The following is a 21,201-nucleotide window of genomic DNA, read 5'->3' as shown; positions in this document are numbered from 1 at the left end:
GCCGCCGGGCGGCCACGTGGCCGCGCCTGCCACGCCGACCACGTGGCAGATCCGCTGATCGGCTGCCGGGCTGCCGGATCAGCGGCCGCCCGACAGCACGGGCGTCAGCGCTGCGTGCCGGCTGCCCGGCGCCGCAGCTGCAGGGCAGCCTCCGGCGACAGCCGTTTGGTCACGAGCCGGTAGAACAGCAGCACCGCGACGCCGGCCACCACGATGCCCAGCAGGTTCAGGAACAGCTGGAGGGCGGAACCGGCCGCCTTCTGATACTCGCCCAGAACCAGCGCCACGGCCACATACCCCGCCGCCGGCACCGTGGTGACGGAGATGAACACGCCGATCAGCGCCGCCGAGCGCCGGCTGATCACCGAGAGCATCCCGGCGATTCCGGCCAGCACGGCGACGATCAGCGAATAGGGTCCCGGATGGTAGATGAACTCAACCGCCGAACCGCGGTCCAACGCATCCCGGGGAAACAGCCCCAGCGGCACGGACAGCCACGCGGTCAGGGCGGCGGCCAGCATCGCGATGGGAAAGCCGACGCCGAGGGCCAGCGCCGCGTCGCGTCCGAGCCGCCGCTCGCGCCGGACCAAGGCCACGGCCAGCGCGGCCAGCGGGCCGAACTCCGGCCCGACGGCCATGGCGCCGACGATCGCGATGGTGGAGTCAGTGACGATGCCGATGGCCGCCAGTTGGGTGGCCAGGATCAGGAACGTCAGGTAGGTCCAGGTCAGGCGCGAATCTTCGCCGCTCTGCCGCGACACCTCGTCCCAGATCACGGCGTCCGCGCCCTCGCCTGGCGCCTCGGCCTCGACCCGGTCTGCCCGGTCCGAGAGCACCAGGTCCGGCATGATGACCGAAATTGATCCCCGTTGCTGGACATCGAGGGCGTGAAGCTTCTCCACAAGACCCTCCACGGATTCGCGTGCGAGGAGGACCTGGACAACGTCGCCGGGCGGCATGACGGACGCGCCCTTCTCCAGGGCGACCTCCGCGACGCCGACCTGAGCGGTACAACTTTCGACGACGACTCCGGACAACTCACCCGGGACGCAAATGCGCACCTGCACGATCACTAAGCGGCCTCCTCAGACTCGTTCCAGCCTAGCTGGCACGGGTCACATTGGACCCCGTCCGTGCTGCGTCCGTGCCTCCGCGCCCGTGCCTCCGCGACTACCCTGGCGGGCCCCGAAGACGGCCCCGAGGACGGCCCCGAAGACGGTGCCGGAGATGATCCCGCGGCCAGCCGGTGATTCGCAATGAAAGTTACGTTTCGGTAACATTGATACTTTGGAAGCCGGCCTGAAAGGTTTTTTAGTGTCGAACGAGCGAACCACAGCCACCCCGCCAGCAGCGGACGCGGGCTCGCCGGCGAGCCGAAAAACCAGCTACCGCCCCGAAGTCCAGGGCCTGCGCGCCCTCGCAGTCCTCATGGTGGTCACTTACCATGTGTGGCTGGGCCGGGTCTCCGGCGGCGTGGACATCTTCCTTCTCGTTTCGGCATTCCTGATGACGCTCAGCTTCACCCGGAAGGTCGAAAGCGGCGCGCCGCTCCGGCTGCTGAGCCACTGGCTGCACCTGCTCAAGCGACTGCTGCCCGCCGTCGTCGTGGTGATTCTCGGCGTCCTCGCCGGCACCTGGGCCATCCTGCCGCAAAGCCGCTGGCCCGACGTCCTCGACCAGGCCTGGGCGTCCCTGCTGTACCGGCAGAACTGGCTCCTGGCCGACACCGCCGTCGACTACTACGCCCAGGATCACTCAGGGGCTAGCCCGCTCCAGCACTTCTGGTCCCTTTCGATCCAGGGCCAGGTGTTCGTGCTATGGCCGCTCGTCTTTGCCGGCACGGCACTTCTTTCCCGGCTGCTCCGCCGCGCGCTTCGCCGCCGGACCGGCAAGGAGCACGCCCTGCTGGGGTACCGGTCCCTGCTGGCTGCGGCCTTCGGCGCCATCTTCGCCGTGTCCCTCGCGTATTCGGTCGTTCAGACCGCCACCAACCAGGCCCACGCCTACTTCGACACGGGCGCACGGCTCTGGGAGTTCGCCCTCGGCTCGCTCCTGGCCCTTGCCCTGCCGTACCTGAAGCCGGGCAGGATCCTGCGCGTGGTGCTGGGCTGGGCCGGCCTGACAGCCATGCTCTCCTGCGGGCTGCTGCTGACCGTGGACCGTTCGTTCCCCGGCTTCATCGCGCTGTGGCCCACGCTGGCCGCCGCAGCGATCATCACCGCCGGACAAAGCGGCAGCCGCTTCGGCGTCGACCGCCTCCTGACCTGGAAGCCCCTCGTGGCGCTGGGCGACAACTCCTATGCGCTGTACCTCTGGCACTGGCCGCTGCTGGTCCTGGCCCTCGCCGGGGCGGGCATCACCGCGCCGAACCTGGTCCAGGGGCTGTGCATCGTGGCCGTGTCCATCGTTCTGGCCGTGCTCACCACGCGCTTCGTCGAAAAGCCGCTGCGCGAATGGCACTGGCCGAAGCGCCGCGCCTGGCGCACCGCCGTCGTGATTGCCGCCTGCGGCGCGTTGCTGGCCGGCCCCGTCGCCGTCTGGCAGAGCCGGCTCGTGGCCGACGAGGCCGCGGCGGCATCCCAGCCCAAGGAACTGACCCCGGGCGCGGCGGCCCTGGCGCCGGAAAACGCCGGCAAACCGACCCCGGAAGCGAAGATCATTCCCGCGCCGGCGGCGATGAAGAACGAATGGGCCGACATCGACGGGCTGTGCACGGACCAGAACGTCGCCAGCGACCCCCTGCTGCAGGGCTGCCTGCAGAACAACAAGCCCGAGAAGGTCACCAAGCGGATCGTGGTGCTCGGCGACTCGCACGCCCAGCAGTACATGGCGGCGCTGGGCCCGATCGCGAAGAGCCACGGCTGGGAAGTTGTCACACTCCTGAAGGGCAACTGCCGCTTCGGTGCGGAGTCCCCGGAGCGGGACGCGGACTGCAACGCCTTCAACAAGGCCAGCGCGCAATACGTTCTGGACCACCGCCCCGACGCCGTCTTCACCGTCGCGTCCCTGACCCACAAGGAAGCGCCGTTCGAGACGGAGGTGCCGCAATACCTTGAGGGCATCAAGCCCTTCACCGACGCCGGCATGGACGTGGTGGGCATCCGCGACAACCCGCGCTTCACCATCAACATGCCCGAGTGCGTGCAGAAGAACGGTGCGGACGCCGCCGAGTGCAACGTGCCGGAGCAGGAATCGCTCGCGGGGTCCTCGCCGCTGGACGCCTACCGTGGCAAGGTGCCCGGGCTGCACCTGATGGACATGAGCGACTTCATCTGCGCCGGCGGGACATGTCCCGCCGTGGTGGGCAACGTGTACGTCTACAAGGACGACAACCACCTGACCAAGACCTACGTGCAGACCATGATCCCGATGTTCGAACAACGGCTGCTGGCCGCCACCGGCTGGAAATAGGCCTGTCGGTATGGGCCGGCTCACATTGACGCCGCACATTACTGCCCCGGAATATGGCTATCGCCGCCAAGGTTCTACTATTTATTAACCCTTCTGCACAGACCAGACCCGTAATGACTGGCTGGTCATCTGTTGCAACCCCTACCCGTGAACCCCGTAACCCAAGGTAAGAGGCGCACTCATGACCCAGCCCGAACACGACCCCTTTGGCTTCATCGGCCTGACGTACGACGACGTCCTGCTCCTGCCCGGCCACACTGACGTCATCCCCTCCGAAGCGGACACGTCCTCCCGGATCTCCAAGCGCATCACGGTCCAGACCCCGCTGCTGTCCGCGGCGATGGACACCGTCACCGAGTCCCGAATGGCCATCGCCATGGCCCGGCAGGGCGGCCTCGGCGTCGTGCACCGCAACCTGTCCATCGCCGACCAGGCCGACCAGGTGGACCGGGTCAAGCGCAGCGAATCCGGCATGATCACCAACCCCCTGACCATCGGCCCCGAGGCCACCCTGGCCGAGCTGGACGAGATCTGCGCACGCTACCGCGTCTCCGGCCTCCCCGTCGTGGACGAGGGCAACAGGCTGCTGGGCATCGTCACCAACCGCGACACCCGGTTTGTGCCCGAAGCGGACTTCCCGCTCCGGCTGGTCAGCGACGTCATGACCAAGATGCCGCTCGTCACCGGGCACGTCGGCATCAGCCGCGAGGAAGCCTCGCACAAGCTGGCCACCAACAAGATCGAGAAGCTCCCGCTCGTTGACGAGCAGGGCCGGCTCAAGGGCCTCATCACCACCAAGGACTTCACCAAGGCCGAGCAGTACCCGCTCGCCACCAAGGATGACGAGGGCCGCCTGCGCGTCGGCGCGGCCATCGGCTTCTTCGGCGACGGCTGGGAGCGGGCCATGGCGCTCGTCGACGCCGGCGTGGATGCCCTCTTCGTGGACACCGCGAACGGCCACTCCCAGGGCGTGCTGGAGATGATCCGCCGGCTCAAGGCCGATCCCGCCGTGGCGCACGTGGACATCATCGGCGGCCAGGCAGCCACCCGCGAAGGTGCCCAGGCGCTGATCGACGCCGGCGCCGACGGCATCAAGGTCGGCGTGGGTCCCGGCTCGATCTGCACCACCCGCGTGGTTGCCGGCGTCGGCGTCCCGCAGATCACCGCGATCTACGAGTCGGCGAAGGCGGCCATCCCGGCCGGTGTCCCGCTGATCGCCGACGGCGGCCTGCAGTACTCGGGCGACATCGGCAAGGCGCTGGTCGCCGGCGCCGACACCGTCATGCTCGGCTCGCTCCTGGCCGGCTGCGACGAATCCCCGGGCGAGTTGATCTTCGTCAACGGCAAGCAGTTCAAGAGCTACCGCGGCATGGGCTCTCTCGGCGCCATGCAGACCCGCGGCAAGAACACGTCCTACTCGAAGGACCGCTACTTCCAGGCCGACGTCTCCGGCGATGACAAACTCATCCCCGAAGGCATCGAAGGCCGGGTCGCCTACCGCGGTCCGCTGTCCTCCGTGGCGTACCAGCTGGTCGGCGGCCTCCGCCAGACCATGTTCTACACCGGTGCGCCGACCGTCGCCGAGCTGAAGGCCCGCGGCAAATTCGTGCGCATCACCGCGGCCGGGCTCAAGGAATCGCACCCGCACGACATCCAGATGACGGTCGAAGCCCCGAACTACGGTTCGCGCTAAGTCCGCCACACCCAACTAGCTAGCAGCAGGGGCCGTTTTGAGCGCTCACAACGGCCCCTGCTGCGAGTCAGTTGCGCCGGGGGCGTGTCCTAGGCTGGAGACATGTCCGAACTCCTGCCCGCACGCGAGCCAAGGCGCAAGCTCGCGCTGAAGCCCTACGCCCGCGCCGTGGCACAGGTGCTGCGGGTAAGCTTCCGGGCCTCGCCCGCCGCCGTCGTGATGAAAGTCCTCGGCTCCCTGATCTCGGCGCTCCTGCCGCTGGTCACGACGTATTTTGCCGCCCTGACCACCACGGCGCTTGCCGCCGCCTATGCCGGCGACGCGGCCGCCGGAAGCCAGGCCGTCGTCTACGTCGTCATCACCGCGGCACTCGGACTGTTCTGGGGATCGTTCAGCAGCGTGGACCGCTACATCCAGCAGCTCATGAGCTTCCGGGTCGGCGCGATCGTCGGGGACCTCATGTACGAGCGCTTCCTGACCCTGGACTTCTGGCGCTACGACGACAAAGAGACGGTGGACCTGTACGACCGCGCCAAGCGCTTCTCCGATTCCTATGCACGGGTTCTGGACAGGATCGCGGCGATCTTCACCCAGCTCGTCTCCGTGATCCTGGCCATCGGCGCGCTGCTGCTGGTCAGCTGGTGGATCGCCGTGATCGTGCTGATCGCAATCGTCCCCAGCGTCTACCTGCAGTTCAAGCTCTCCCGGGAACAGATCGCGCACTGGAACACCCAGGTGGATTCGCGCCGGCAGCGCAGGATGATCGAAACCAACCTCCTGCGCCCGCAGCACATCGCCGAGATGCGGCTCTACGGGATCGTCGGCTACCTGATGGAGCTGCGCTCCCGGCTCCGGGATGCCGACGAAAAGCGGCGGCTGGACTTCCAGAAACGCTACATCCCCAAACAACTTGCGGCCGATGCCTTGCAGTACGGCGCCGAGGTGGTCTCGCTGATCTGGGTGGTCGGCCAGATCATTGCCCGGGCCCAGCCCGTGGGGCAGTTCCTCTACGTCCAGCAGATCGTGAGCCGTGCGTTGTCCACGGCCAACAACCTGGTCTCCTCGCTCAGCTCGATCGACGAGGACCTGGCAAACCTCAAGGACTACGAACTGTTCATGGCGCTGCCCGTCCATTCCGTCCACGCCCCGCCCCTGCCGCAGGCGCCGAAGACCGTGGAACTGCGGGACATCCGCTTCACCTACACCGGCAGCGAACTGGAAGTGATCCGCGGCATTTCGCTGACCATCCGGCAAGGCCAGCACATCGCCATCGTGGGGGAGAACGGCGCCGGCAAGTCCACCCTGATCCGCATCCTGGCCGGGCTGTACCGGCCCGATTCGGGACAGGTACTGCTCGACGGCGTCGACCTCGCCGCCGTCGACGTGAAATCCTGGCACCGGCACCTGGCGGTGCTCAGCCAGGAGTTCCTCAAATACGAGTTCGCCACCGCGGCGGAGAACATCTTCTTCGGCGACGTCGACTCGCCCCGCGATGACGGCCGGATCCGCCGCTCCGCCGAGGCTGCCGAGGCCCTCGAATTCATTAACAAACTGCCGAACGGCCTGGATAACCACGTCAGCAACTGGATGGAGGATCCGCGCGGGCGAAAGGGTTCCGGCCTGTCCGGCGGTCAGTGGCAGCGCCTGGCGATGGCGCGGAACTTCTACCGCAACGCCTCGTTCATGGTGATGGACGAGCCGACGTCGGCCATTGACGCGCTGGCCGAGCACCGGATCTTCACGAGGCTCTTCGCCGACCGCAGCAGCACCATCATCGCCATCAGCCACAGGCTTGCCACGATCGAGAAGGCGGACATCGTGTACATGCTCGAGGACGGCAGGATCGTTGAACAGGGCACGCACCGGGAGCTCGTGGCGCTGCGGGGCCGGTATTTCCGGATGTTCGAATCCCAGCTGAGCGTCCCGGATGCGGAAATCAGCGGCGAGTGACGGGATCGCCCTCCACGGTGGTGCGCACGCGGACGATCCCGGGTCGGGGCGGGACGCTGCTGAAGCCGAAGCCGACGGCGGGCCGGACGTCCGCCAGCGGCCCGGCGTCGACCCCGTCCCAGCTGACCGTGGCAGCATCGATGCGGTGGAGATCGGTGACGCCGTAGTATTCGCGCCGTCCGCCACCGGCGGTGCCGGCGGTGCGGACCCCCGGGCTGAGAAGGGCAGCGAACGGGTTCACGGCGCGCAGCCACCTCGGGTGCACGGCCAGCGGCCGGGGGATGAGCCGCGCTGCCGTGCCGAGTGCCGTCCGCGCGCCGAGCGCGGCCCGGAGCCGCAGGTGCCCGGCGTCGAGAGTCAGCGCTCCGCCGGTATGCCGGGCGGCGACGTTGCCGACGCGCGACTCATCGAAGGTATAAACCGCGGCAATGAAGTCCGCCACCTCCGCGGTCGGGGCCAGCAGGATGCGCCGGCCCGAGGGCAGTTCCACCATGGCATCGGCGAACGGGCCGAACGGGGACTCCTGCCACAGGCCCACCACGGCACGCAGGCCCGACGCCGTGCCGATGCCGGCGATGTGCCCGTCGAAGATCCACCGCATACCCATGCGGCCACTTTACGTCGGGGCTGCCTGCCGGGACACGGTCGCCGGGAAAACCGCGCCCTGGGATAACCTAGTGCAGTGACTTACGAGATTGAGATTGGCCAAGGCAAGCGTGGGCGTCGTGCCTACTCCCTGGATGACATTGCGATCGTCCCCAACCGACGCACACGTGACCCCAAGGACGTATCCGTCTCCTGGCAGATCGATGCCTACAAGTTCGACATGCCGGTCATCGCCGCGCCGATGGATTCGGCCATGTCGCCGGAAACCGTCATCGCCCTGGGCCGCCTCGGCGGACTCGGCGTCCTCGACCTCGAAGGCCTGTGGACCAGGTATGAGAACCCGCAGTCCGTTCTGGACGAAATTGCGGTCCTCGCGGATGAGACCAACAGCCCGGCCGTCACCCGGCGCATGCAGGAGCTCTACCAGGCGCCGATCCAGCCCGATCTGATCACCTCGCGACTGGCCGAAATCCGCGCCGCCGGCGTCACCGTGGCCGGCTCGCTGACCCCGCAGCGCACGCAGGAACACTACAAGACCGTGCTGGCTGCCGGCGTCGACATCTTTGTCATCCGCGGAACCACCGTCTCGGCCGAACATGTCTCCAAGGACCACGAGCCGCTGAACCTCAAGCAGTTCATCTACGAACTCGACGTCCCCGTGATCGTCGGCGGAGCGGCCGGCTACACCCCGGCCCTGCACCTCATGCGCACCGGTGCCGCCGGCGTCCTGGTCGGCTTCGGCGGGGGAGCGACCACCACCACCCGCCGTGCGCTCGGCATCCACTCGCCGATGGCCTCGTCCATCTCCGACGTCGCGGCCGCCCGCCGGGACTACATGGACGAATCCGGCGGACGCTACGTGCACGTGATCGCCGACGGCGGCATGGGAACCTCGGGCGACATCGTCAAGGCCATCGCCATGGGCGCCGACGCCGTAATGCTGGGCAGCGCCCTGGCCAGGGCCGAGGAAGCCCCCGGCAAGGGCTGGCACTGGGGCCAGGAGGCCCACCACCTCGAACTGCCCCGCGGCGACAGGGTCAACGTTGGAACGGTGGGTCCGCTCGAAGAGGTTCTCTTCGGCCCGGGCCACCACACCAACGGCACCTCGAACCTGATCGGTGCGCTGCGCCGTTCGATGGCAACCACCGGGTACTCGGACCTGAAGGAATTCCAGCGCGTCGACGTCGTCGTCTCGCCTTACGCCGGCAACTGAACCCCACGCCGGCAGGGGATTGGCCCTGCCCATCCGGAAGACTTGGACGTAGTCTGGTGCCCTAACGAGGTTTGACCCGGATGGAGGCGTGACATGAACAGTTTTCCCGGCGGTTCTGCCGTGGCCGGAGGTGCCCTTGGCCCTGCAGAGCGCGATGCTTCCATCGCGCTGCTCAAGGGCACGGCTGACCCGGGCAAGGAACTCGACATCCTGATCGTGGGCGGCGGCATCGTCGGAGCCGGCGCGGCCCTGGACGCCGTCACACGCGGGCTAAGCGTCGGCATCGTCGAGGCCAACGACTGGGCAGCCGGCACGTCGTCCCGTTCCTCCAAGCTCATCCACGGCGGCCTGCGCTACCTGGAGATGCTTGACTTCGCCTTGGTCAAGGAGGCACTGCACGAGCGCGGGCTCATCCTGTCGGTGCTGGCCCCGCACCTGGCCCGTCCGGTGCCGTTCCTCTACCCGCTGACCAAACACGTTCTAGAGCGTCCGTATGTCGGCGCCGGGATCGCGCTGTACGACGTCATGTCCATCACCGGCGGACACAGCCGCGGCGTGCCGTTCCACAAGCACCTGTCCCGCCGCGGGACCCTGCGGGCCGCGCCGAGCCTGAAGGACGACGCCTTCGTGGGGTCCATCCGGTACTACGACGGCCAGGTGGACGACGCCAAGTACGTGGCCAACCTCGTACGGACCGCCGCGCACTACGGCGCCCACGCGGTGAACCAGATGTCGGTGGTGGACTTCCTGCGCGAAGGGGAGCGGGTGGTCGGCGCCAAGGTGGTCAACCACGAGGACGGCTCCAGCTTCAACATCAGGGCCAAGCAGGTCATCAACGCCACGGGCGTCTGGACCGACGAAACCCAGGCCATGGTGACGGACCGGGGACAGCTCAAGGTGCGCGCCTCAAAAGGCATCCACCTCGTGGTGCCCCGGGACCGGATCCAGTCCACCGTGGGCCTGATCCTGCGGACCGAGAAATCCGTGCTTTTCGTCATCCCCTGGGGCAGGCACTGGATCATCGGGACGACGGACACCGACTGGCACCTCGACAAGGCCCACCCGGCCGCCTCCAGCAAGGACATCGATTATTTGCTGGAGCACGTCAACAAGGTCCTCAAGCGGCCCCTGACACGGGAAGACGTCGAGGGCGTCTACGCTGGACTGCGCCCCCTCCTGGCCGGCGAAAGCGATTCCACCGCCAAGCTCTCCCGGGAACACGTCGTGGCCCACCCGGTACCGGGCCTCGTGGTGGTGGCCGGCGGGAAATGGACCACCTACCGGGTCATGGCCAAGGACGCGGTGGACGAGGCAACGCGCAGCATGGACGAGCGCGTCCCGCCCAGCTGCACGGAATCCATCCCGCTGCTGGGGGCCAGCGGTTTCAAGGCCGCCTGGAACAAACGGAACAGGATGGCGGAGGAGACCGGCGTCCATGTGGCCCGGATCGAGCATCTGCTCAACCGCTACGGCGCCATGGCACCGGAAGTGCTTGCCTTGATCTCCGGCAACCCGGAACTGGGCGAGCCGCTGCCGGGCGCGGACGACTATCTGGCCGCCGAGGCCGTCTATGCCGCCACACACGAGGGCGCCCGCCATGTCCAGGACGTCCTGACCCGCCGCACCCGTATTTCGATCGAGGCGTGGGACCGGGGTGTCTCGGCCGCTCCGGTAGTCGCTAAACTAATGGGAGACGTTCTCGGCTGGAGTGATGCGCAGCGCGAGGGCGAAATCAAGCACTATCTGGCCCGGGTCGATGCCGAGCGCCTGAGCCAGCAGCAGCCGGACGACGAATCCGCCGACGCCGCACGGTTGGGCGTGGAGGATATCGTGCCCCTGCGCTGAGCCTCAGCGCCGGCCGGCAGTGCGGACAACGCTAGTCATTTGACTGCCGGCCGGCGTGAACTGACGCCACTTTGAAGGGACATCTCTTGGCGGAACCACTGGACCGGTATGACGCCGAGCTTACAACGCCCGAGATGGTGATCCTTGAAATGGACGCCACGGACAAGCTCGATGCCACGTCCCAGCTCGCAGAGCGCATGTATGCGGCCGGACGGATTTCCGATCTCGAGGGCTTCCTCAAACAGGTCAACGCCCGGGAACACCAGCTCGCCACCGGCCTGCCCGGCGGGGTGGGACTGCCGCACGCCCGGAGCGAGCTGGTTTCACAGACTTCCATCGCGGTCGGCATCACCAAATACGGCAGGGCGCTGGACTTCGGTGCCGCGGACGGGCCGGCCACCGTGATTCTGCTCATCGCCACCCCGGCGAGTTCCTTCTCCGATCACCTCGAAGTGCTGGCCACACTGGCACGGTCGCTGTCCAAGGAGTCCTTCCGCGAGTCCCTGCGCCGGGCCTACGACGCCGAAGTGATCGCCGAACTCATCAATTCCAGCCTGGTGTTCTTCGACCACTAAGGATTGGGGCAGGCCAAGCAACGCGGGGTCACCTACCGCCCATCCCAACGGCCTTGACGGGCGCTAGGTGACTCCGCGTTGCTCTTGAAACGGAGGAACCGGCCAATGGACGGCGCTTCGTGCTGCGGCGCTGGCAGCAGGCGGAGCAGGGTCTTTCGTGTCGGCTGCGTCGCCGCGCGGCTGCCAGGCCGCCCACTCGAGGGCGGCAGCCCCGTTTCGCTGTTCTACACAGGGACGAAGTACGGTTAAGAGGTGCTGAAAACCGCCCTCAAACCCCGCTGGATCGCAGGACTCGTGTTCGCGATCGCCATTTCCGGGGTCTTTGTGCTGCTGAGCCAGTGGCAGTTTGGCCGCTCAACGCAGGCGGAAGCCCCGGTTTCCACCACAACTGAGGACACACGGCAGCTCACCACGGTCCTGCAACCCGGCGGATTCTTCCCCGGTTCGGTGGCGGATCAGATCGTCTCCGCCACCGGCAGCTACGACCCCCAGAAGCAGGTCCTCGTCCCCGGCCGACTCAATGACGGGGCGAAGGGCTACTGGATCGTCTCGGCCTTCGCCGTCAAGGATGCTCCTGTCCTGAAAGGCTCGGGAGCCACGGCGCAGACCTGGATTCCGGTTGCCCGCGGCTGGGTCGCCGATCCCGCAGACGCCGTGGCGCCGCCGTCGGGCACCATCGAACTGACCGGACGGCTGTTGCCGTCCGAATCCCCGCTGCCGCAAACCGACCCAGGACCCGGCCGTGCCAGCGCCGTCTCGGTCGCCGAACTCATCAACGGCTGGAACGTCAGCAGCTACCCGGGCTTCGTCGCCGCAAGGACCGAGCTCTCCGGCGGAACCGACGTCGGGGCCTCCGCCACCAGCACTGCCGTCAAGCCCCTCCGGATCGGCCCGCAGCCGCCGGCACAGCAGGTCAACTGGCTGAACCTGTTCTATTCCGTGGAATGGGTGGTCTTCGCGGGCTTTGCCCTGTTCATCTGGTGGCGGCTCGTGAAGGATGACTACCGCCGCGACCTCGAAGAAGCGCTCGACGACGAACAGTCCGGCCAGGACCCCGGCACCTCCGATTACCGGCAGCGTCACTACGCCGCCCAACGGTCTTCAGCCCCACAGCCAGCCCTACAGCCCGCCGAACAGCCCTCAGCCGAACAGCACACGGCCGGAGCGCATCCCGCAGATCCCCATCCCGAAGCCCATCCCACAGACCCGAGAGTGCAATCATGATCGAGCCCCAGCCCGCCATCCAGCCGCAGTCAACCAACGGCACGGGGAGCACCGGCAAGAAGCGCCGCCGCTTCGGCGGCACCGAGGCCCAAATCCGGTCCGCCCTGAAGTTCTACAAGGTGCTGGCCTACCTGACGGGCTCGATGCTGCTCCTGCTGTGTGCCGAGCTGATCGCCCGGTACGGCTTCGGACAGTACCTCTTCGCCGGGGGCACCGACGCCGTGACCGGCCAGCCGTCCGGCCTGGGATTCGCCGACGCCGAGCCGCCGGGAGTGATCGGCGGTGTCAACCTCTCCATCACCGTCCTGATCGTGCACGGCTGGATGTACGTCGTCTACCTGATTTCGAACTTCCGGCTGTGGTCCCTCATGCGCTGGCCGTTCACGAAGCTGGTGGTTATGGCCTTGGGCGGCGTCGTGCCGTTCCTGTCCTTCTTCGTCGAGAAGAAGTTCCACGCCGAGGTCGAGGCCGAACTCGCGGCGAACCCGCAGGCACCCCAGCGCTACTGAACCGGGGACGGCCGGGAAACACCCGGAACCCCGGAAACACCGGCAGCCGCCGTCGGGCATGTGAGTTCGCTTACCCCGGGCCTGATTCGGGGTCCGCACCGGCTTCTCAATGTGCGGGCGGGCAGCGGCGCAAAGTAGGCTAGTGGGGTGACTACTCCCACTGCATCCCAGACGTCCCACAGGCCGGTCCTGGTTGTTGACTACGGTGCCCAGTACGCGCAGCTGATTGCCCGCCGCGTCCGGGAAGCGAATGTGTATTCGGAAGTGGTTCCGCATACCTACAGCACCGAGCAACTGCTGGCCAAGAATCCCGCCGCGATCATCCTCTCGGGCGGCCCCGCCAGTGTCTACGCCGACGGCGCCCCCAGCGTCGGCGCCGACCTCTTCGAAGCCGGTGTCCCGGTCTTCGGCATCTGCTACGGCTTCCAGGCCATGGCCAACGCCCTCGGCGGCAAGGTCGACAAGACCGGCCTGCGCGAGTACGGCTCCACCGAGACCACCGTCCTCGGCGAGAGCCGGTCCATCCTGGCCGGCATGCCGCAGAGCCAGAGCACCTGGATGAGCCACGGCGACTCTGTCCACGAGGCGCCCGAGGGCTTTGAAGTTCTCGCGACCACGGCCGGCGCCGAGGTGGCAGCCTTCGCGAACGAAGAGAAATGCCTCTACGGCGTGCAGTGGCACCCCGAGGTGAAGCACTCCGCCTACGGCCAGCAGGTCCTGGAGAACTTCCTGTTCAAGGGCGCCAGGCTGGAACCGAACTGGACCACCGGCAACATCCTGGAAGAGCAGGTCCAGCGCATCCGCGACCAGATCGGCGACTCCCGGGTCATCTGCGGCCTGTCCGGCGGCGTCGACTCCGCCGTGGCGGCCGCCCTGGTCCAGCGCGCCGTCGGCGACCAGCTGACCTGCGTGTTCGTGGACCACGGGCTGCTGCGCGAGGGCGAGGCCGAACAGGTCGAACGCGACTTCGTGGCCGCCACCGGCGTCAAGCTCTACGTCGCCAACGAGCAGGAACGCTTCCTGAGCGCCCTCGCCGGCGTCAGCGATCCCGAGACCAAGCGCAAAATCATTGGCCGCGAATTCATCCGCGCCTTCGAGGAAGCCGAACTGGCGATCATCGCCGAGGCGGCAGCGCACGGCGAGAAGATCAAGTTCCTCGTCCAGGGCACCCTGTACCCCGACGTCGTCGAATCCGGCGGCGGCGAAGGTGCGGCCAACATCAAGAGCCACCACAACGTGGGAGGGCTCCCCGAGGACCTCCAGTTCGAACTCGTTGAACCGCTGCGTGCCCTGTTCAAGGACGAGGTCCGCGCCGTCGGTGCCCAGCTTGGACTCCCGCAGGAAATCGTCGGCCGCCAGCCCTTCCCCGGACCGGGCCTCGGCATCCGGATCGTTGGGGACGTCACCAAGGAACGCCTGGACCTGCTCCGCAAGGCCGACGCGATTGCCCGCACCGAACTCACCGCGGCCGGTCTGGACAACGAAGTGTGGCAGATGCCCGTGGTGCTGCTGGCGGACGTCCGCAGCGTGGGCGTCCAGGGCGACGGCCGCACCTACGGACACCCCATCGTGCTCCGTCCCGTATCCTCCGAGGACGCCATGACCGCTGACTGGTCGCGGCTGCCCTACGATCTCCTGGCCCGGATTTCCAACCGGATCACCAACGAGGTGGACGGCGTCAACCGCGTGGTGCTGGATGTGACCAGCAAGCCGCCGGGAACCATCGAGTGGGAATAGCAATGTGAGTGGCCGGCCTTTCGAGGCCGGCCATTTCATTTTGTTCCTGGCAATTCAGGTTGAATTTCGGCTGCCTCAGTGTTGCGGCCCCGCACAGGCGGAGGATTCGGGCTACCCTCGAAAGCATGCCGGTATGGTCCAAGGCGTCCCGCGCGAGCCAGGCAACCGCGAGCACACAAAACGCGGCGGCCGGGGAAAGCACGGACGTAACACAGACGAGCGTTCACACGACGAACGCGCTACAGTCGAGCCCGCCAAGGTCCGGCACGGGAAACTCCGGCACGGCGAACGTCGGCACGGCGAACGCCAGCACGGAGAAGTCCGGCACAGAGAAGTCGAGCACAGAAAAGAAGGCAGCAGTGTCAGTTGGTCAAGGCCACCCCGAGGGCTCCGAGGAGTTCAGGAAATGGCTGTCGGGACTCAAACCCGTCACCGGAGCAGATACGATGCTGCGCTTCACCAAGACGCCCGAAGGCTCCATTGACCTGACGAATGCCCATCCGTCGGGCCTCGCCCAGCTGATGGCAGGCCGGCGCACCCGGCTCTCAACCCTGATCCGCGACCGCCAGCAGTACGTCATTGCGGCCCGGGCCTCGCGCAACCTGCGGTCCAAGATTTTCGAACTCGCCAACGACCGCGGCATCGACGCCGGGTATTTCTCCGCCGGCACGGTGGTGTGGACGTCCGCCGTCGGGGGTAAGCCGCAGCGGATCTCGGCCCCCGTCATGCTCACCGCCATCTCCCTCACGGTGCGCCCCGGCGAGGACGACTATGAGCTGCAACTCACCGAGCAGGCGCAAATCAACCCGGCACTGGTCCGGCACCTCAAGTCAGTCCACGGGATCGTCTTTGACGTCAGCGCGGTGACGCGGATGGCGTACAGCACGGCCCGCTACGACCCCCAGCCCGTCCTGGACCGTCTGGGCACCCTGGTCCAGCCGATTCATGGCGCCGAGGTTGAGCACAATCTCCTCGTCTCCACGTTCGCCGACCTCTCCGGCAACCTGGATGATCCGTGGATCAACCCGAACAATCCGCTTGTCACCGCCCTGGCGCGGACCGGTTCCGGTGAGCGGGTCGACGTACCTGCCCTCGATCCCGGCCGCTTCCCCAGCACGGACCAGCGCGACCCCGCCGAGGAGCTTTTGCTGCTCGACGCCGACACTGACCAGCAGTACGTCGTCGACGCCGTCCGGGCGGGCGACTCGCTGGTTGTCAGCAGCCCGCCGGGCACCGGCCAGACCCAGACCGCCATCAACACCATCGGGGCACTCGTTGACGAGGGCAAGACCGTGCTGGTGGTCGGTGACAGGCGGGCCAGCCTCGCCGAGATCTCCGCGCAGCTGGAAAGCCTCGGCCTCGACTCCGTGCTCCTGCAGCTCACCGGCAACGCCAGTCCGCTGCAGCTCAAGGGCCAGCTCGTCCGGGCGATCGTCCGCAACGAGAAGTCGCTCCAGCCGCAGCTGAACAACCTGCACGCCACCCTCACCGGGCACCGCCACGCCCTGATGGACCATGTCGCCTCGCTGCACAACGTCCGTGAACGCTGGGGCTGCTCCCCGTATGAGGCCATGCAGTCGCTGGCCGAGCTGACTTCCATCCAGCCGGCGCCGGCCACCACCGTCAGGCTCAAGCGCAGCGTGCTGGACAACATCCGGGACCGCGAGGAGCTCGCCGGACGGCTCCGCCGGGCCGCAGAGCTTGGCGGCTTCAGCCGCGCGTCCACCACCAGCCCCTGGCACGGAGCACGTCTGCTGACGCGCAAGGAGACGCAGGAAGCGCAAAAGGTTGCCCAGTCCGTGGCGGAGAAACTGCCATTGCTGCGCGGCCGCATGGACGACGTCGCCGAACATGCCGAGATCCGCCTCGGCGGGACGTTCGCCGAATGGGGCGGGCAGATCGAACTTCTCGTGGCCGTCCGCGAAAGCCTGGACAAGTTCACGCCCGACATCTTTGACCGGCCGGTCCACGACCTCATCTCCGCCACGGCGTCCTCCGCCTGGCGCCGCGAACGGGGGATCGAGATGCCGTCGATGCAGCGATCCCGCCTGCGCCGGGTGGCCAAGGAATATGTCCGGCCCGGCGTGCACATCGCGGACCTGCACAGTTCCCTCGTCCTCGTCCAGGAACAGCGTGCTGCCTGGTCCGGCTATGCCACGACACAGCGGCACCCCGCCGTGCCGTCCGGACTTGCCGAAATCACCGGCCTCTACCGGGAACTCGAGGCAGAACTGGCTGAACTGGGGCAGGCAGTCAAGTACACCGCCGCCGGCGGCGATCTTGAGCGCGCGCCGTACGACGAACTCCTGGCCCGGGTGAAGCGGCTCGTCTCCGACACTGCCACTCTCGAAACCCTGCCGGAGCGCACGCTGCTTGTCGAAAGCATGCGCGAACACGGCCTGGGCGAGCTGCTCGCCGACCTCGCCGAGCGTGAGGTGCCGGAGGCCTCGGTGACCGCCGAACTCGAGCTGGCCTGGTGGCAGTCGGCCCTGGAAGCCATGATCAGCGGCGATGACTACCTTGCCATGTCCGACGGCGACGCCCTGCGCCAGCTGGAAGCGGAGTACCGGCTCGCGGACAACGCCCATATCGCCAGCGGCGCCGCCCGGCTGAGGTGGAACCTCTCCGAGCGCTGGCGCACCGCAATTGCCGCGTACCCGCGTCAGGCCGAGCTGCTGCGCAGCCTGCTGAAGGACGGCCGCGTCACCCTTTCGGCCCTGAGCGGCCAGGCGCAGGAACTGCTGCCCACGCTCGTGCCCGTGTGTTCCGTCAGCCCCTACCTCATGACAGGCCTGCTGCCGATCGAGCAGACTTTCGATGCCGTCGTGATCCTGGACGCCGAGACGACGTCGCTGCAGGCTGTCCTCCCGGCCATCGCCCGATCCCGGCAGGTCATCGCCTTCGGTGACGAACAAATCGCCAACCCCCGGTCCTTTACCGTGGGAGTCGAACGGCTCGCCGCGGGGGAGAGCTCCTACCAGAGCGTTGACAGCGCCTACCGGGCACTCTCTGCCGTGCTGCCTGTGTGGAATCTGAGGACCGTGTACCGCGCGGTGGACGAAGACCTGGTGCGCCAGCTCAGCAAGGGATTCTACGGCGGCGAACTCGGCCGGCTCCCGGAAGGTCAATCCGCCACCGGCCTGGACCGTTCCCTCAGCGTGGAATATCTCCCCGACGGTACGGGGCTACCCAGCGCCGACCACGACGGCGTCGAGTCGGTTGTCGCCGAGGTGAACCGTGCGGTGGAGCTCGTCTTTGACCACGCCAGGCTCCGGCCGCGGACCTCGCTGGCCGTGGTCACCGGCAGCCTTCGCCATGCCGCGCGGATCGGCGAGGCCATCCGGGCACAGCTGCCCAACCACCCCATGCTCGGCAGCTTCTTCACGGCCGGGGACGAGTCTTTCCGCGTGGTGGATCTGGAACGGGCCCAGGGCCTGGTCCGCGACCACGTCATCTTCTCCCCGGGCTACGGCCGCACCCCGCACGGACGCACGCTTCACAGCCTCGGCCCGCTCTCCGCGGAGGGGGGACGCGCGAAATTCGCCCTGGCGATGACGCGTGCGCGCCGATCCCTGCACGTGCTCAGTTGCTTCCGCCCGGAGGACCTTGACGTCAGCCGGCTCAGCCACGGCGCCGTGGATTTCTACCAGTTGCTGGACCGTGAAATCGCGGGCAATTCAGACCTCGGAAGCCCGGCCTCCCGCGCCGCCGCCAGCGAACAGGCCCTCGGGGCCGATCCGCTCGTAGCGGACCTGGGCGACCGGCTCCGGGCCCGCGGCGCGCGGGTGTGGCACCAATACGACGGCGTCCTGAACATGGTCGCGGCCGCCGATCCAATGACCACGATCGGCCAGGACGACGCGGAGATTCCCCGTCCGGTGGCGATCGAGTCCGATGGCACCAGCCACTACCGGCGGATGAGCGTCCGTGAACGCAGCAGGCTCCGGCCCCAGCTCCTCGAGCGCCTTGGCTGGCGTTACATGCCACTATGGACCATAGAGGTCTTCACCGACCCCTCCGCCTGTGCCGACCGGATCGGCGGCTACCTTGGGCTGGAGAAGCCTGCAGTGTCCAGCCGGCTTCGGGCATCGCACGGATTCTTCGACGACGACTTCGAGAACCTGGCAAACAGCGATGCACCGGCCTCGGAAGGCAGCGCGTTCGCGGCGGCCGCGCCGGCGGGACAGGCGTTCAGTGGCAGCGGAACCGCGGGCCAGCTATTCCGCGGACATGAGTCCACGTCCCCCCGGTCTGCCGGGACACCGGGTGCTGCGTCCCAGCCCGGGACCGTGCAGCAGCCGGATCTGGGGCCCGGCATGACAGGCAGTACAGGTACGACACGCAGTGAGGAGGCCGGCGGCATGAGTGCGGACGGCGACATCCAGGACAACACCGGCGCTGACAACACTGGCGCTGACCACACCAGCCAGGGCGCCGGCGCGAACGGGAACGATGGAAGCGGCGACTCCGGACTGCAGGCGGACGGGACAGCCGCAGACCGGCCGGACCAGGACCGGACCAAGGAGACGGCCCGCCGCACGGCGGAACCGGCAGCCGTCCCGGGAGGCGTCCTGCCGAACAAGGCAGCCGAGGACGATCCCCGGCGCTGGGGCGACCAGCCCGACAACTACGACCATGATGCCTGGCTCCAGGAACAGAAGCCTCCGCACTGGGGCTGAACCGTCTGGCCGCAGCCCGATGGCTTGCGGGCTCTGAGCGTGCCGGGGGGATCGCGCCATCCTGCAGTGGCAGGGTCCGACGGGGTTCTGACGGTGGAAGGCCTGGCGCTAGTCAACAGTGGTGGCCGCCAATCGGGGCTCGGACGGTGGCGGGCGCCGAGCGGACTCCGACGCCGGCCACCGATCGGCCTCCGACGCCGGCCACCGATCGGCCTCTGACGCCGGCCGCCGATCGGGCTCCGACGCCGGCCACCGATCGGCCTCTGACGCCGGCCGCCGATCGGGCTCCGACGCCGGCCACCGGTGGTGGCCGCCGATCGGGTTCTGTCGGTAGCGGGGCTGACGCCAGCGAACGGCGCGTGGGGTTCGCCCGACTTTCAGCCGGGTGCGGCCGCCACCAGCACAAAGAACAGCTTGCCCTGCGTGGATGCGCCCGCCAGCCGTCGTGCCTGGTCGGCCGCCGCTGCCACGACAATGAGCCCGTCGGTATCTGCCGTGGCGAGCCACGGCCCAGCCGTGCCGCCCTGCACGGAAGTCCACAGCACCGGGACCGCTTCGGCCAGGACTTGGCTTTCCGCGGATTGTTCAAAGCCGTTGCCGACGGTCAGCACCACGTTGACGAGCTGTCCGGGGGAGACCAGCTGGATGGACGCCGGATCCGCCATCCTCAGCGGTACGGCTGCAGTGCCGGCCGGGCTTCCCGCGAGCAGGCCCGGTCCCAGCACCTGCGCATCAGTGAGGAGCTGGCCCCGGCGCAGCGGGGTGGCTAGCTGCTTTCCCTCGAACGCGGCCTCGCTGCCCGGGCTGCCGGATGGCACTAAATCGGGCGGAACGCTGAGCTCGCTGACATCGCCGGATTCCAGGGTCTTACCGGCAGGAAGGTCCGCCGCTGCAGCGAAGGCAATGACGGTGGCGGCGGGTGCGGGAGTAAGCTGCTGAACCGTCACGCCTACGGAGATGCACAGCAGGAGGGCAGCAAGAAGCCGCCGGTTCCGGTTCAGCCAGCCCCTCACGCGGCGCTGCCTCGGGTGACTGCGGGGCGGCCGCGGCTTCCCGGGGCCGGTCCGGCTTCCGGAGGAGCGGCCGGCCGCGGACGATGTGATGCGAGGAAATCCGGGGGTGCGGATCCCGGTGCGCGCCCAGCGGCCGGAAACCGCTGGCTGCAGCCCCCGAAACAGCAATAGCGGACACAAAAACGCACGCACGAATGCGCGCAAGAACGAAGTCGGGGAAGCCGGGTTCAGGAAAAGTGCCATGCCGCCACGCTACGGAGCAACGCATGTGCGCGGCAGACGCAGAACCGCGTATGTGGATAACGGCATGCGGGCAACGGACAGCACGGACGTGTAGCCCGGCTGGCCCAGGCGGCCCTCTGGCTGACCCTTTAGCTGGCGGTTGCGGCTGCGGGCGCCGGCGTGGGCGCGGCTGCTGGCGCGGCCGGAGCCGGGGAAACCGTGCTGCCCTTGGTGTCGCGCGAATCGTTCCGGTAGAAACCGGAGCCCTTGAACACCACGCCGACGCTGTTGAACTTTTTGCGCAGCGTGCCCTGGCACTCGGGGCAGGACGTCAGGGAGCTGTCGGTGAACGACTGCACAATCTCGAAGGCGTGGCTGCAGTCCTTGCAGGCGTATGCATACGTGGGCACTGGAAATCCTCCTCTGGGACAAACGAGCAGGTCCCGTGCTGCAGGGGCGGGATCACTGTCGATAATCACTACCGACCGGATCCGTCCTTAGCAGTCGCAGGGCCTGAGTGCTAA

General features: G+C 67.8%; 15 protein-coding genes. 11 read left to right on the top strand and 4 right to left on the bottom strand.

Annotation, left to right across the window (positions count from 1 at the left end; genetic code table 11):
• Window positions 1-104 precede the first annotated feature (104 nt).
• Window positions 105-902: a DUF389 domain-containing protein gene (locus LDO15_RS16260; RefSeq protein ID WP_223980129.1), complete on the bottom strand. Its 798-nt coding sequence runs from the start codon at window positions 900-902 to the stop codon at window positions 105-107.
• On the opposite strand from LDO15_RS16260, the gene LDO15_RS16255 reads away from it, so the two are divergent.
• The 4 genes from LDO15_RS16255 (at window position 888) to LDO15_RS16240 (ending at window position 7,054) form a co-directional block, all read left to right on the top strand.
• Window positions 888-1,076, top strand: a complete 189-nt coding sequence (locus LDO15_RS16255; protein ID WP_223980127.1) for a hypothetical protein — start codon at window positions 888-890, stop codon at window positions 1,074-1,076. The genes LDO15_RS16260 and LDO15_RS16255 overlap by 15 nt on opposite strands.
• A gap of 331 nt (window positions 1,077-1,407) precedes the next feature.
• The gene (locus LDO15_RS16250) at window positions 1,408-3,411 is read left to right on the top strand and encodes an acyltransferase family protein (RefSeq protein WP_223987483.1); all 2,004 of its coding nucleotides are present in this window, start codon (window positions 1,408-1,410) and stop codon (window positions 3,409-3,411) included.
• A gap of 181 nt (window positions 3,412-3,592) precedes the next feature.
• On the top strand, window positions 3,593-5,104 hold the full coding sequence (guaB, locus tag LDO15_RS16245; protein WP_223980125.1) for an IMP dehydrogenase: 1,512 nt from the start codon (window positions 3,593-3,595) through the stop codon (window positions 5,102-5,104).
• A gap of 102 nt (window positions 5,105-5,206) precedes the next feature.
• Complete coding sequence (locus tag LDO15_RS16240; RefSeq protein ID WP_223980123.1) at window positions 5,207-7,054, top strand: ABC transporter ATP-binding protein; 1,848 nt, start codon at window positions 5,207-5,209, stop codon at window positions 7,052-7,054.
• On the opposite strand, the gene LDO15_RS16235 is transcribed toward LDO15_RS16240, so the two are convergent.
• Window positions 7,041-7,661, bottom strand: coding sequence for a hypothetical protein (locus tag LDO15_RS16235; protein ID WP_223980121.1), 621 nt, complete (start codon window positions 7,659-7,661; stop codon window positions 7,041-7,043). The two genes, LDO15_RS16240 and LDO15_RS16235, sit on opposite strands and share 14 nt — an antisense overlap.
• Before the next feature lie 75 nt (window positions 7,662-7,736).
• Here LDO15_RS16235 and LDO15_RS16230 point away from each other — a divergent pair, with 75 nt between their 5' ends.
• The 7 genes from LDO15_RS16230 to LDO15_RS16200 all read left to right on the top strand — a co-directional run bounded on the left by LDO15_RS16230 (window position 7,737) and on the right by LDO15_RS16200 (window position 19,442).
• Window positions 7,737-8,873, top strand: a complete 1,137-nt coding sequence (locus LDO15_RS16230; protein ID WP_223980119.1) for a GuaB3 family IMP dehydrogenase-related protein — start codon at window positions 7,737-7,739, stop codon at window positions 8,871-8,873.
• A 93-nt stretch (window positions 8,874-8,966) separates the two neighbouring features.
• Window positions 8,967-10,718: a glycerol-3-phosphate dehydrogenase/oxidase gene (locus LDO15_RS16225; RefSeq protein ID WP_223980118.1), complete on the top strand. Its 1,752-nt coding sequence runs from the start codon at window positions 8,967-8,969 to the stop codon at window positions 10,716-10,718.
• Window positions 10,719-10,804: 86 nt separating this feature from the next.
• Window positions 10,805-11,293 (top strand): PTS sugar transporter subunit IIA, encoded by a 489-nt coding sequence (locus LDO15_RS16220; RefSeq protein ID WP_223980117.1) that lies wholly within the window; start codon window positions 10,805-10,807, stop codon window positions 11,291-11,293.
• 252 nt (window positions 11,294-11,545) lie between these two features.
• Window positions 11,546-12,517 (top strand): SURF1 family protein, encoded by a 972-nt coding sequence (locus LDO15_RS16215; protein ID WP_223980116.1) that lies wholly within the window; start codon window positions 11,546-11,548, stop codon window positions 12,515-12,517.
• Window positions 12,514-13,026 carry a DUF3817 domain-containing protein gene (locus tag LDO15_RS16210; RefSeq protein ID WP_223980115.1) on the top strand — a complete coding sequence of 171 codons (513 nt, stop codon included), beginning with the start codon at window positions 12,514-12,516 and terminating at the stop codon, window positions 13,024-13,026. Before LDO15_RS16215 ends, LDO15_RS16210 begins: the two co-directional genes overlap by 4 nt.
• Window positions 13,027-13,173: 147 nt before the next feature.
• Window positions 13,174-14,763: a glutamine-hydrolyzing GMP synthase gene (gene guaA / locus LDO15_RS16205; protein ID WP_223980114.1), complete on the top strand. Its 1,590-nt coding sequence runs from the start codon at window positions 13,174-13,176 to the stop codon at window positions 14,761-14,763.
• A 359-nt stretch (window positions 14,764-15,122) separates the two neighbouring features.
• Window positions 15,123-19,442: an AAA family ATPase gene (locus tag LDO15_RS16200; protein ID WP_223980113.1), complete on the top strand. Its 4,320-nt coding sequence runs from the start codon at window positions 15,123-15,125 to the stop codon at window positions 19,440-19,442.
• 377 nt (window positions 19,443-19,819) lie between these two features.
• On the opposite strand, the gene LDO15_RS16195 is transcribed toward LDO15_RS16200, so the two are convergent.
• Complete coding sequence (locus tag LDO15_RS16195; protein WP_223980112.1) at window positions 19,820-20,455, bottom strand: RcpC/CpaB family pilus assembly protein; 636 nt, start codon at window positions 20,453-20,455, stop codon at window positions 19,820-19,822.
• Window positions 20,456-20,826: 371 nt separating this feature from the next.
• Window positions 20,827-21,087 (bottom strand): FmdB family zinc ribbon protein, encoded by a 261-nt coding sequence (locus LDO15_RS16190; RefSeq protein WP_223980111.1) that lies wholly within the window; start codon window positions 21,085-21,087, stop codon window positions 20,827-20,829.
• Window positions 21,088-21,201: the final 114 nt, after the last annotated feature.

It is taken from the genome of Arthrobacter sp. NicSoilB8, assembly GCF_019977355.1.
Lineage (GTDB): Bacteria > Actinomycetota > Actinomycetes > Actinomycetales > Micrococcaceae > Arthrobacter.
Note: the sequence above shows the minus strand (reverse complement) of the source record. Positions and strands in the feature narration are given on the sequence as shown.